Origin of the sequence: Mucilaginibacter sp., from assembly GCF_039925265.1 — a bacterium.
GTDB lineage: Bacteria > Bacteroidota > Bacteroidia > Sphingobacteriales > Sphingobacteriaceae > Mucilaginibacter.
The window spans coordinates 232,989-245,212 of record NZ_JBDSZG010000018.1; the positions used below are offsets into that span (position 1 = coordinate 232,989).

10 protein-coding genes are annotated in these 12,224 nt (G+C 45.6%); 1 reads left to right on the forward strand and 9 read right to left on the reverse strand.

What is annotated here, in order from left to right; genetic code table 11:
- Window positions 1-2: 2 nt before the first annotated feature.
- The 9 genes from ABIX36_RS10135 to ABIX36_RS10175 all read right to left on the reverse strand — a co-directional run bounded on the left by ABIX36_RS10135 (window position 3) and on the right by ABIX36_RS10175 (window position 9,487).
- Window positions 3-797, reverse strand: a complete 795-nt coding sequence (locus tag ABIX36_RS10135; protein ID WP_348082052.1) for a hypothetical protein — start codon at window positions 795-797, stop codon at window positions 3-5.
- Window positions 798-805: 8 nt separating this feature from the next.
- Window positions 806-1,270 carry an IS200/IS605 family transposase gene (tnpA, locus tag ABIX36_RS10140; protein WP_348082053.1) on the reverse strand — a complete coding sequence of 155 codons (465 nt, stop codon included), beginning with the start codon at window positions 1,268-1,270 and terminating at the stop codon, window positions 806-808.
- Between the two features lie 370 nt (window positions 1,271-1,640).
- Complete coding sequence (locus tag ABIX36_RS10145; RefSeq protein ID WP_348082054.1) at window positions 1,641-3,257, reverse strand: ATP-dependent DNA ligase; 1,617 nt, start codon at window positions 3,255-3,257, stop codon at window positions 1,641-1,643.
- Window positions 3,254-4,321, reverse strand: coding sequence for a ligase-associated DNA damage response exonuclease (locus ABIX36_RS10150; protein ID WP_348082055.1), 1,068 nt, complete (start codon window positions 4,319-4,321; stop codon window positions 3,254-3,256). The genes ABIX36_RS10145 and ABIX36_RS10150 overlap by 4 nt, the downstream gene beginning before the upstream one ends.
- Window positions 4,322-4,504: 183 nt before the next feature.
- On the reverse strand, window positions 4,505-4,822 hold the full coding sequence (locus tag ABIX36_RS10155) for a 2Fe-2S iron-sulfur cluster-binding protein (RefSeq protein ID WP_348082056.1): 318 nt from the start codon (window positions 4,820-4,822) through the stop codon (window positions 4,505-4,507).
- Window positions 4,819-5,826 carry an NAD(P)/FAD-dependent oxidoreductase gene (locus ABIX36_RS10160; protein WP_348082057.1) on the reverse strand — a complete coding sequence of 336 codons (1,008 nt, stop codon included), beginning with the start codon at window positions 5,824-5,826 and terminating at the stop codon, window positions 4,819-4,821. The genes ABIX36_RS10155 and ABIX36_RS10160 overlap by 4 nt, the downstream gene beginning before the upstream one ends.
- Window positions 5,827-5,837: 11 nt before the next feature.
- Complete coding sequence (locus tag ABIX36_RS10165; RefSeq protein ID WP_348082058.1) at window positions 5,838-6,272, reverse strand: MarR family transcriptional regulator; 435 nt, start codon at window positions 6,270-6,272, stop codon at window positions 5,838-5,840.
- Between the two features lie 265 nt (window positions 6,273-6,537).
- Window positions 6,538-8,670, reverse strand: a complete 2,133-nt coding sequence (locus ABIX36_RS10170) for a carboxy terminal-processing peptidase (RefSeq protein WP_348082059.1) — start codon at window positions 8,668-8,670, stop codon at window positions 6,538-6,540.
- A 199-nt stretch (window positions 8,671-8,869) separates the two neighbouring features.
- Window positions 8,870-9,487 (reverse strand): hypothetical protein, encoded by a 618-nt coding sequence (locus ABIX36_RS10175; RefSeq protein ID WP_348082060.1) that lies wholly within the window; start codon window positions 9,485-9,487, stop codon window positions 8,870-8,872.
- A gap of 323 nt (window positions 9,488-9,810) precedes the next feature.
- Between ABIX36_RS10175 and ABIX36_RS10180 the strand changes: the two genes are divergently transcribed.
- Window positions 9,811-12,210, forward strand: coding sequence for a PAS domain S-box protein (locus tag ABIX36_RS10180; RefSeq protein ID WP_348082061.1), 2,400 nt, complete (start codon window positions 9,811-9,813; stop codon window positions 12,208-12,210).
- Window positions 12,211-12,224: the final 14 nt, after the last annotated feature.

Consider the following 12,224-nt stretch of genomic DNA (forward strand, 5'->3'; position numbering starts at 1 on the left):
CGCTATTGCAGGTCGATCAGTTTTTTATTTGTTAGCGTCTGCAGGTACATGTCCAGCTGCCTATCGCCTAAGCCGTAAATCTTTTCGGTTTGCCAGAAGGATGGGTAGATTTCCGCTTTTGAATGAGCCCCGTTTTTGTAAATGGCCAGCAACTTTTGATGGATATAATTCAAACCGTCCGCATCAAATTCCAGGCGTTTTACATGCGCTTCCATTGCGGGTTTTAAATTATGCATATTGCCCCAAAATGGTGTATCGGTGAGCCAGGTTTTCAGTTTACCGGCATCTTCCTCCACATAGAGCTGCCAAGCTTCGGCAGCCAGGGTAAAATCATAGTCGGTTAATTGTACGCGGATGTTATCGTACAGATAATCCAATTGTTCGCCATTTAGTTCGCCCATTCCGCTAAAATTTTCGAGGCCTGGAAATTCGGATGGACTGATCAAATAAACCTCGGGTGCCGATAGATTGGTCTGCTGGTTCAGCATCATCAATACCCCCAACAGGTTTACCTGGCAATGCAGATCGAACTCGAACCAAAGATTAATTTCTTCGTAAGGCGCGTTCAAATTTTCCAACGGAACGATCATGCCATCGTTGTAAACTTCAGGCGTTTCGCCAAAAGCCTGGCAGATCCAATCCGAGCGCAACTGCCAAAACGCAGCCGAAGCCACATTTTTAATAACCGGTCCCTCCGATAAAACTTCGCGCCATATCATTATATCGCCGGGAATTTCAGCTTCTGTAAAACCGGGCAGTGTGGCATCGCCGTTGAGGATGTGGAGGGTGTTATTCATTTGATGTTTTAATCTATAAGGTCATGAAAAATGTATCGTTCATCATAATCAATGTCGTAATCTTTTAATAATTTGAAATATTCTTCTTTAAAAGGTGTTTTGAGATGATGTTGTTTTTGATTTAGAATATATTTAATCACACCGTCGATTTGTGATTTGCTATTTGAGAAAGCCCCGTAGCTTTCCTGCCAGGCAAACTTGCTTTTTGTAAATCTTTGTTTGTTGATGAATTCCGATCTGTCTCCTTTTACTAAACGTATTAATTCGGAAATAGATTGATTTGGATTTAATCCGATGAATAAGTGTAGATGGTCGGATGCGGAATTAATAGCCAGCATTTTATGCCCGTTGTTTTGCACCGTGCCGGTTATGTATTTATGCAGGTTTTCTTCCCATAAAGGTTGAATAACTGAGGCACGGTATTTAACAGCAAATACGCAATGAATATAGAGTTGAGTAAATGTGTTCGGCATGATAAATCAAATTTAAAATAATTGATGAAAGGTTATCCTGTTAAGGAGGTGAAAATTTGTCCTTGATATGGATATATAGGATTATACCAGAACAAGCGGCGTCGTAATTGACGGAGTTTACACCGGCGATATAGGTGGCGAAGGGTAGCCCCGATGGGGCAAAAAAAGAGGCGGCGCATTGGCTACAAACAGGTAGTCCCTAGCGGGACATATAGACAAATTTATTATTCTGATGGTTTATTTGCAGGCAATTAGTGGGGACACAGGTCGACCTTATTACCAGGCTGCAAATCTGTCCCTTTAGGGACTACCTTTTTGTAGAAAAAACCCACCCTCAGTCCTGTGCCCCGTATGGGCTACCCCTCGTCAGCTATTCATTTAACAAGGCTTTTAAACTTTCTAATGTATCGGCTTCTTCTTTGGGCTTGTCATGCCGCCAGCGCAATATACGCGGAAAACGCAATGCTATGCCCGATTTATGGCGCGTAGATCTATTTATTCCTTCAAACCCTATCTCAAATACCAATTCGGGTTTCACGGTACGCACCGGGCCGAACTTTTCTAAAGTGTTGCGCTTTACAAAATAATCTACTTTGTTTATCTCGGCATCGGTAAGGCCGCTGTAGGCTTTGGCGAATGGGACCAGCTTATCACCATCCCAAACGGCGAAGGTGTAATCGGTGTACAGGTCGGCACGGCGGCCGTGCCCTTTTTGGGCGTAGATCATCACCGCATCAACCGATAGCGGGTCTATCTTCCACTTCCACCAATCGCCGCGTTTGCGGCCAACCTGGTAGGCGGCGCTTTTACGTTTCAGCATAATCCCTTCAGCTATCATAGCGCGGGATTGCTCACGGGTGGTTTCCAGCTCTTCCCAGCTATTGAAGCTGATCAGCCTCGAAATATTAAACACTTCCGGGAACTCCGTTTGGCTTTGCAATTCCTCCAAAATTACACGGCGTTCGGCTTGTGTTTTATAGCGGATATCTTCGCCTTTATACTCCAGGCAGTCATATGATATTACGGCCACGGGGCTATCCGTCAAGATCTTTTTACTCAGGTTCTTTCGCCCGATACGGGTTTGCAGCACACTGAACGACATGGGCAAGCCATTCTGAAAACTTAAGATCTCCCCATCAAGCACAGTCCCATCCGGCAGGGCATTTAAAAAAGGGTGCAGTTCGGGGAACTTTTCCGTTGCGAGGTCTTCCCCGCGGCTCCAGATAAAGATCTGCCCATCGCGCTTGATCATTTGCGCGCGGATGCCATCCCATTTCCATTCTGCCTGCCAATCTTCCGCCTGGCCTAAAGCCAATCCAACTTCTTCCGCTGATTTGCGCTTTTCGGAAGTTTCCTGAATGGGGTAAGCCAAAAAGAAGGGGTACGGGCGTGAGATATCGTCTGATGCGGTTTGCTCGCAAATGAGCTGGTCGTAAGTGTAATTCTCCGGCATCCAGCTACCCATAATACGATGCGTGAGGGCGGGCGCTTCAATCCCGGTAATATCTGCCAGTGCTTTGATCACCAAACTTTGCGAAACCCCTACCCGGAAACTCCCGGTGAGCAACTTATTGAATACGAAGCGTTCCTGGCTATCCAGCATCGCCCATGATGCCATCAGCCAACTCTTTTTTTCTTCTTCGGTTTTAGTGGCGAGCGCGTTTATCTCTGCTATCCATTCGGTAAGCGTTTTACTGCTGCTGTTTGGGCTTTCGGGCATTAGTAAACTCATGGTCTCCGCCAGGTCGCCAACCACGTGGTAACTTTCCTCAAAAAGCCAGGCAGGGATATTGGATGCTGCCATTGCCCAGGTGCGGATGAGCGTGGAATTTATTTGCCGCCTGGGCCGCCTGCCGGTGAACAAAGCCAGCATGTGCATTTTATCAGTATCGGGTACGTTGGTAAAATAGTCTTTCAGTACCTTAACCTTCTCGTTGGTTTTATTGGTCTCATCTAAAGAAAGGAAGAGCTGTGCAAAGGCTTTCATGATACGTCCTCCTCTTCCACATCGCCTGAAGGGGCGGTTTCTTTTTTCTCTTCTCTTTCGGTAACGGTAGCATCTTCTTCCTCGCCACCGTAAAGCGTATGTACCTCGTGGGCATCAAACCCAATTTCGGTTAAATACCTGCTGAAAGACGCGGTGTAACCATGCGTAAGGTAAACGCTTTCGCAGCCTGTGGCATCTATTGCGCTCACCAGTCCGTTCCAATCGGCATGGTCTGATAGTACGATGCCCCTATCAGCCGCCCTGCGGCGTTTGGCTCCCCTGATGGCCATCCAACCGCTGCAGTAACCGAAACTATATGGCGCGAACTTCCGCATCCACGGTGTACCTACGGATGATGGCGGGGCAAGGATGATCCCTTTGCGTACCTCCTCTTTAGAGGAATCGAAGGTTATGCGTTCTGTAGGATTTAATATTACACCGTTTCGGCGGAGGGCTTCGTTTGTATTTTCGATAACGCCATGGGTGTAGACTTTGCCGTTGTTAAGATCGAGGTTTTGGAGGATGCGCTGCGCTTTACCCAGGGAATAGCCTACCACGACAGTGGCTACACCATTTTGGAGGTTGGTTCGCCACCAGTCGTTCACACCGGCAAAGATCTGCGCTTGAGGTTTCCAGGTATAAACCGGCATCCCAAAGGTACATTCCGAAATAAAGTGGTGGCATTTAACCGGCTCGAACGGCGTGGAGATGCCATCATCCTCGGTTTTATAGTCGCCGCTTACTACCCAAACCTCACCCTTATATTCCACCCTTATCTGCGCCGAACCAATTACATGCCCGGCAGGGTACATAGAGATCTGCACACCGTGCTTGGTAACGGTTTCGCCGTATTCGATGGTACGTAGGTTGATCTCGCCGAGGCGATAAAGCATTACCTCGCGGGAGAGGTGGTGCGCCAAATAATTATTATGCCCAAAGTAGGCATGGTCGGCATGGGCGTGCGTAATTACGGCATCGTCCACGGGTTTCCATGGGTCGATATAAAATTTCCCCTGGGCGCAGTAGATGCCGCGATCTGTAAACTCCAGCAGTGGTTTGGCCATGTAGAGGATAACCCTTGAAAGAGAAATTGGTTTTCATGTAGAGCCGCGATACTTCGCGGCTTGCTGAATATTGCAATCAGCTCACGTTCGTCACCTTTCTAACGTAGATAAACATTCCAATCAACAAATTCATTACCTGTCCTAAGGGAGACGCGAAGTATCGCGTCTCTACAAAAATGCCTGTTAATCTTCCGCCGGGATCCTAAAATAGCAGCCATCCAACCGTTCATCTACCCGTAGCTGGCAGGAGAGGCGCAGGGTATCATCTACAATGGGTAAGGTATCTAAAATATCCAGCTCTGCATCGCTGATGGGTGGGAGTTGCTCCATACCTTTTACTACCTGTACCCGGCAAGTTGCGCAAAGCGCCATGCCCCCACAGGTGGCCATAATGTTGTAGTCGCTACCTTTCAGCACTTCCATCAGACTCAGGCTAATGCCTTCAGGAACTTCTATGGGTGCCGTAGCGCCGTCCCTGTCTTCCACGGTAAAGGTTATCATGCCAATTCGGTTATGCCGTAAACGGTGGTGTATTTAAATGTTAAACGCTGGTCGGGATATACATGCTTAAACGCGCTTTGCGCCATCAGCGCTGCTTCGTGAAAACCGCATAGGATCAGCTTCAACTTACCGGGATAGGTGTTGATATCGCCAATGGCATAAATGCCTTCCACATTGGTACTGTAATCGCGGGTATTTACCGTAATGGCGCTCATTTCTATATCCAGGCCCCAATCCGCTATCGGCCCCAATTTCGGACTCAAGCCAAACAGCGGGATAAAATTATCAGCCTGTAATTGTTGTTCCTTACCATCGTGCCCTATCAGCGTTACCGTTTCTAAATGCCCGGTACCGTCAAGGGCAACCACTCTTGATTTCAGCATCAAATCAATTGCTCCTGTTTTAGCCAGTTCGGCCACTTTTTCGGCAGCATCTGGCGCACCCCTAAAGGTATCGCCGCGATGCACGAGGGTTACTTTATTCGCAATATTGGCCAGAAAAATGGTCCAGTCTAACGCTGAATCGCCGCCGCCGGCTATCACAATATTTCTGCCACGGAATACCTCAGGATTACGCACGGCGTACATCACACCCTTGCCTTCAAACTCGGCAAGCCTGTCTACCTCTGGTTTGCGGGGTTCAAAGCAACCGAGGCCGCCTGCAATTACCACAACCTTACAATTGATCAGCGTCCCTTCATTGGTGCCTATAACCCAGGTGCCGTCATCCAGCTTCTCGAGCGTCTCAACCCGCTCGCCAAGTGAGTAGGTAGGGTGAAACGGCGCTATTTGTTCTGACAATTTATCAACCAGTTCCTGCGCGTTCACGGTTGGGTAGCCCGGGATATCATAAATGGGTTTCTGCGGGTATATTTCTGATAACTGCCCGCCGGCCTGCGGTAGTGAATCGATCAAATGGCAATGCATTTTTAACAAGCCTGCTTCAAAAACGGCAAACATACCGGTTGGCCCTGCCCCGATAATGCCTATATCTGTAGTGATCATAACGGTAATTATTAAGATTCTAAGTTTTGATAAATCTTGTTCAGTATGGTTTTTAGCTGCTCGTAATCCTCCTCGGTTAGGTTCTCCCAGGCCTTCATCCGGATCTCGTTCACCCGTGGAGATAACTCTTCCAGCTTGGCGGAACCAGCCGCAGTTAGGTGCACGGTAAAACTCCGGCGGTCTTCCTTATGGGTTACGCGTTCCGTTAACCCCTTTTTACAAAGCAGATCCACGATGCGGGTAAGCGTTGGGTTGTCTTTTCCGGTTATCTCGGCAAGTTCCTTTTGCTTCAGGTATTTATCATTATCCAGGCTTTTTAATATCAGCCATTGGTCTACCGTTACATCAAAATCTCCCGAAGCAAATTTTTGCTGCGCGTATCCCTTTACCCGGCGCGCCGTGCGGTCGAGCAGGTAAGAATAACTATCGAACTTTATGTTTGTCATACTAATTGTTAGCACAACAAATATAAAGTTAAAATTATGATATAATACTAATGTAGAGTGGGATTTTTTTTAGGGTTAGAGAAATTGCCCTATGGCAATCGCGTGGTGAATGGACTCACCCCAACGGCACTCCGTGCGTCGACCCTCTCTGCTTCGCAAAGACGGCGAAGAGGTCGATTCCTTCTTCTTTGTTGCGCGCGCCAACGGCTAAACAAAAAGCCCCGGTCGAAAGGATCGACCGGGGCTTACAATATAAGTTTGTGTCTTATTTAATGATAGTAGAAACCTTGTTATCCAGTGTGATATAGTCGGTTAACACCTGCCCGGCTTCACGTTTCAAAAAGTCGAGGTCTTCATTCTTTGGTTTTGCCTGGCCTTTGGTTAAGGCTGGTAAACCCAGCGCCACACGGCGAAGGTTATTTTGTTCAAACGCTTTCTTTTCATCGGCATCGCGCTGTTGTTTAAGCTGGGCCTCATTTAAGGTTACGCTTTTTTCAGCATCGCGTTTTTTCATTTCAGCAATATCTTCCATCAGGTATTTAAAGCTGTCGCTGCTGTTCATCCGCTGCTCGTGCAGTTTCTTAAGCTGTGGCAATACCGCCGTAAAGTCGCCGAATTTGGTGAACTCTGTTTTAGGAATAACATCATAAGGCATGGCAGATGGTTCGGTATCTTCACCGTATTTATCCATTGGGATAACCGATGGGAACTCCAGATCGGGCAGTACGCCTTTATGCTGTGTAGAACCACCGCTAACGCGATAGAACTTACCAATGGTTAAGTTTAGCTGGCCAAATTTATTTTGGCTGCCGGTAGCTACCGAGGTTGATTTACCAACCAGCTTAGCCAACCGCTCTTTGATAGAGGGACTGATCACTTCATCAAGGTCGATAATGCGCTGCACAGAGCCTTTACCATAAGTTTGTGTACCGATGATAATACCGCGGCCATAATCTTGTATAGCGCCCGAGAAGATCTCTGATGCCGATGCACTGAACCTGTCTACCAACACGGCCAGCGGACCACCATAAGCAACGGCAGGGTTGTCGTCTTTTTCAACCTCAACGGAGTTACGCGGGTCTCTAACCTGTACTACTGCACCTGTTTTAATGAACAGGCCGGTAAGTTCAGTAGCTTCCATCAGCGAGCCTCCACCATTTTGGCGAAGATCTAATACCACGCCATCAACGCCTTCGCGTTTCAGCGTATCCAGTATCAGCCTTACATCACGGGTGGTGCTTTTATAATTAGGGTTGCCCGATTTGTAATCGTTAAAATCCAGGTAAAAAGCCGGTACGTTAATAATACCTATCTTGATGGTTTTACCATTGCTGTTATAAGTACGGATCTCTTTTTTAGCCGAGATATCCTTCAGAATGATCTTCTCGCGCACCAGCTCCAATACCCTTGGCTTTACGGTAGCACCTGTGCCTTTAGGTAATATTTGTAAACGAACAGTTGTGCCTTTAGTACCACGGATCAAAGCGATAGCATTCTCTATCCTCCAGCCTACGATATCCTGAAACTCGCCGGTTTTGCCTTGTGCTACACCGATAATACGCTCGTCAACAGCAAGCAGCTTGCTTTTATCAGCAGGGCCACCCGGAACAATTGATGTAACGGTTACATACTCGTTTTGCGACTGCAGGGTAGCGCCAATGCCTTCCAGCGAACGGGAGATATCGATGTTAAATGCTGCTGCTGCCGATGGGATAAAATAGTTGGTGTGCGGGTCGATAGCGCCTGTGAACGCATCCATAAATACCTGGAAAACATCCTGATTATTCAGTTTATTAGATTGCGACAGGATATTACTGTAGCGTTTCTTTAATGTTTCTTTATTAGCCTCCAGCTCTTTACCGGCAAGCTTTAGGTTTAGCAGGTCGTATTTTACACGTTGTGCCCAAAGCTCGTGCAATTGGTTTTCAGATGCAGCATACGGCAGGTTTTCCCTGTCATAAGTAAAGGTTTCATTTTTGGTGAAATCTATCGACTTGCTTAGCTGTGCGATAGAAAAATTCACGTACTCGTTATACCTTTTTTGGAACACGTTGAAAATATAAAACACGTGGCTCAGGTCGCCATTTTTAATATCATCATCCAAAACAGTTTTATACTGCTCAAATTCCTTTACATCGCCTGCGGTAAAATAGTTATGGTTCTCGTCTATCTTCTTCAGGTATTCGGTATAAATAATAGCCGATATCGAATCGTTTAACGGTACCTTTTTATAGTTGTAGTTGCCAACCAGCCCGGCCACCTGCTTCAGTACTATACTCTGTTGCTCATCGGGCTGCAGGTCACCGGGGCCTGCTTTTTTCATAACCGGTTTCGTCGGCGCGGCGTTGCAGGCAAGCGCAGCGGCCAAAACCAGCATTAAATATAATTTCTTTGACATATCTTTTACAGTCTTTAAATCGGGATCGGGGTGAAACATCAATACTTGTGCCTGTTTTAATTTCGCTTTATAAAAAAAGAGACAGCTACTAAGCCGTCCCGCTAATATATTGAATAACAATATTACAATAATGTTTGGGTTGTTTTATAATACGACCCGCATTTTACGTAAATGTTACATAAACGGGATGCAGGAAAGTTTATTTTATTTTACCGGATAATTCTACCGCTTCGGCGTACCTCAGCTCTGATTTAGAAAGCCACACTTTGTTGCTTTTTACATACGCCACTTTCTTATCGATGGTTAATATATCGGCGTTGCGGCCGGTTGCTACGGCTATCTGTCGGGCTTCGGCCAGGTCCTGCTGAGCCTGTACCAGGTCACCCAGGTCAGCTTTTACCAGGCCGAGGTTTATCAAGCTGCTGATGGTATGCTGCTGGTCGCCTTCCCGTTTAGAGATAAGAATACTTTGCAGATAATACCATTTTGCTTCCGACAGGCGATTCTCTTTTACGTAGAGCTCGGCCAACTCACTAAAATTATAACTCGCCAGGGCATATTCGCGGTAGCGCATATGGTGTTGTGCCGATTTAATAACGGCCTTTTCGCATAGTTCTAAATTATAAGCGCTGCGCGGAACTTTAACAAAAGGCAGCTTAACTTTAGCAATGGAAGACTTCGGGATACGCTTTATGGGATTGTTTTTGGGTTGGGTAATAAGCGCATAACGCTTGTGTTTTTTAAAATCGCCGCGCCACCACTGCGCATTCGCTGTGAGGTTAAAAGCGCAAAGGAGTACTAATAGGATGTATCTCATTTAAGATTTTTTCGCCCGGGTATAGTTTAATTAACTGGTATGTAAAGATACTACAAATATTAGGATTTGCAAATACCACAGCTTGGGGTAAGTATTCATTCTATATTTGAGATGTTAACGAAATAAACGCGTTTTTGGTACAAAAAGTCCAAAATAGTCGGAAAGCATAATATTGGTCTTGTATTACTGCAAAAAATAATAACTTAGCTTACCAATATAACAGTCTCTGTTTAAGCCGTATAAATTGGTGGGCAAGCAATTTATCCATTGCAAATTTAAAAAAGCGGCTAAAGCTTTGATACTTAAAAAATAAACGCAGCTGCATGTTAAATAAGTTTAGCGTCTCCGCAAAATTATACCTCCTGCTATTTATTACGGCCGTTAGCATTGTAGGGCTGGGGGTATATGGGATCAGCGACCTGGAAGACATGAACCAAAACACACAAGCGCTATATGCCGACCGGGTGCTACCGTTTGAACAACTGTCTAATGTTCGTTTTGCGTACACTACAGAAGTATTAACGGTAGCCCAAAAAGCTGCAAACCACACGCTCAGTTTTACCGACGCAGCAAAAAGAATACAGCAGGCGCAAGGGGTGATTGATGAAAACTGGGGCAGGTACAGGCAAACTTACCTTACCTCGGAAGAAGCATTGCTGGTTAAGCAAACGGAGGTTATAAAGCACAGGGCCGATGAACAATACGCGGAGTTACTAACCCTGTTAAACAAACAGGATAACCGTGGCATCGAACTGTTTATACAGAAAGAACATTCTGCAGGCCAGGCACCATTTACAATAAACCTAACCCGGTTAATGAAATTACAGGTACGGGTTGGCAAACAAATATTTACTGACAATAATAAAATATACAATACTACATCCAGGCGATTCATTGTTTTAATATCGTTTTTTTTAGCCATCGCCCTCTCGTTGTCGCTGTATATTATCAAAAATATCAAAACGCTAATCAACAGCATTTTACGGGGCAAGGACAGTATTAAGCAAAGCGAAGAAAAATACTTTTCTTTATTTGAACAAGCCTCCGACGCGATCTGTATAATTAATTCGCAGGGTAACTTCACCGAGGTAAACAATAGCATGTGCCAATTGGCGGGCTACACACGTGAGGAACTTTTGACGATGAATATTACAGCTCTGCTAAATGCTGAATTATTAAAATTGTACCCTCTTAAATATAATGAAAGAAAAGTGGGCGAATTTGTAACCGGCCAGCGGAAATTAGTAAAGAAAAACGGGGATGTGATAGACCTCGAAATTAATGGTAAAAAATTCACTGACGATAGGATAACGATAATCTCCAGAGACATCACGGCGCGCAAGGCGATGGAAACGGAGCTAACCAATGCGGAGTTGAAATTCCGAACGCTCGCCGATAAATCCATGGTGGGCATTTACATTGTACAAAAAGGAAAATTTGTATACGTAAACCCACGTTTTGCGGAGGTTTTTGGATACGAGGCCAGTGAATTGATAGGCAGGGAGCCCGTTGCAGCCATTGTCCATCCAAACTACCAGGCTATCTCAAACGAAAACATCAGGTTACGGATAGAGCGCGAAGTGGACAGTGTGCACTACGAGGCCATGGGGAAAATGAAAGATGGCAGCGCCAATTGGGTTGAGTTTTATGGTAGCCGGGCCATTTTTGAAGACGAGCCAACCATTATAGGCTCGATGATAGATATTACCGAACGGAAGATAGCCGAGGAAGAACTAAAGGCATCTGAAAAGAAATATAAACTGCTTTTTGAGAGCAACCCAGTGCCGCTATGGATCATAGCAAAGGATGATCTTTCTATCATAGCAGCCAACGAGGCGGCATCCAACCTTTACGGATACACCAAAGATGAGTTATTAAACACCAGTGTAAAACAACTCAGGCCTATAGAAGATTGGGAGCAGCAACAGCTAAGTTATCAGAAGAAGATCACGGGCACAGTGGATTTTGGCGTGGTAAGACACGTGAAAAAAGACGGCACCCCAATTTTTGTAAGCATAATTTCCGAAGACATTTTATTTGAAGGCAGGCCCGTACGGATCTCGTCAACCGTTGATGTCACCGAAAAACTAAAGGCAGAAGAAATGCTGAAAAAATCTGAAGCTAACCTGCAAACAATTTTAAACACAACCGATACAGCTTATGCGCTTTTAGACCACGAGTTTAATGTATTGGAGTACAATGAGATAGCCCTGCTGTTTGCAAAGCAGGAATTCAATTTCAACCCGGGGGAAAGCACAAACTTTTTTGAGCATTTGCCCGAAAGCAGGCGCACGCAGTTTTTAGGATATATTAAAGAAGTGTTTAAAGGAAATACCATTAGCTACGAAGCTACCTATGACCAGCCCGACGGCGGCAATATCTGGTACTATGTAAAGATATTCCCGATTTCTAATAAAGAGAATGAGATATTGGGGCTGGTACTGGCCATTTCTGATATTACCGAACGTAAAAATGGCGAACAGCGTTTGCAACTGGCCTACCAGCACATAAAAACAAACATTGGGTTTATACGCGAGATGATCTGGAAACAATCGCATATCCTCAGGAGCCCATTAGCCAACTTAAAGGGCCTGATAAACATTTTACAAAGCGACCCTGGCGATGAAGAGGTGCTTGCCCATATCAAAACAGAGCTCGACAGGATGGACGCCGTTTTCATAGAGATGGCCCAGGATTCATCGGCGGATGATATGAATTATTAATTGTTAAGCGTGAT

What these genes read in the sequence shown, in the direction of transcription:
- ABIX36_RS10160 (WP_348082057.1), bottom strand. Translation starts at nt 5,826, where the DNA reads ATGATCACTACAGATATAGGCATTATCGGGGCAGGGCCAACCGGTATG.
- ABIX36_RS10155 (WP_348082056.1), bottom strand. Translation starts at nt 4,822, where the DNA reads ATGATAACCTTTACCGTGGAAGACAGGGACGGCGCTACGGCACCCATA.
- ABIX36_RS10175 (WP_348082060.1), bottom strand. Translation starts at nt 9,487, where the DNA reads ATGAGATACATCCTATTAGTACTCCTTTGCGCTTTTAACCTCACAGCG.
- ABIX36_RS10135 (WP_348082052.1), bottom strand. Translation starts at nt 797, where the DNA reads ATGAATAACACCCTCCACATCCTCAACGGCGATGCCACACTGCCCGGT.
- ABIX36_RS10145 (WP_348082054.1), bottom strand. Translation starts at nt 3,257, where the DNA reads ATGAAAGCCTTTGCACAGCTCTTCCTTTCTTTAGATGAGACCAATAAA.
- ABIX36_RS10170 (WP_348082059.1), bottom strand. Translation starts at nt 8,670, where the DNA reads ATGTCAAAGAAATTATATTTAATGCTGGTTTTGGCCGCTGCGCTTGCC.
- ABIX36_RS10180 (WP_348082061.1), top strand. Translation starts at nt 9,811, where the DNA reads ATGTTAAATAAGTTTAGCGTCTCCGCAAAATTATACCTCCTGCTATTT.
- tnpA (WP_348082053.1), bottom strand. Translation starts at nt 1,270, where the DNA reads ATGCCGAACACATTTACTCAACTCTATATTCATTGCGTATTTGCTGTT.
- ABIX36_RS10165 (WP_348082058.1), bottom strand. Translation starts at nt 6,272, where the DNA reads ATGACAAACATAAAGTTCGATAGTTATTCTTACCTGCTCGACCGCACG.
- ABIX36_RS10150 (WP_348082055.1), bottom strand. Translation starts at nt 4,321, where the DNA reads ATGGCCAAACCACTGCTGGAGTTTACAGATCGCGGCATCTACTGCGCC.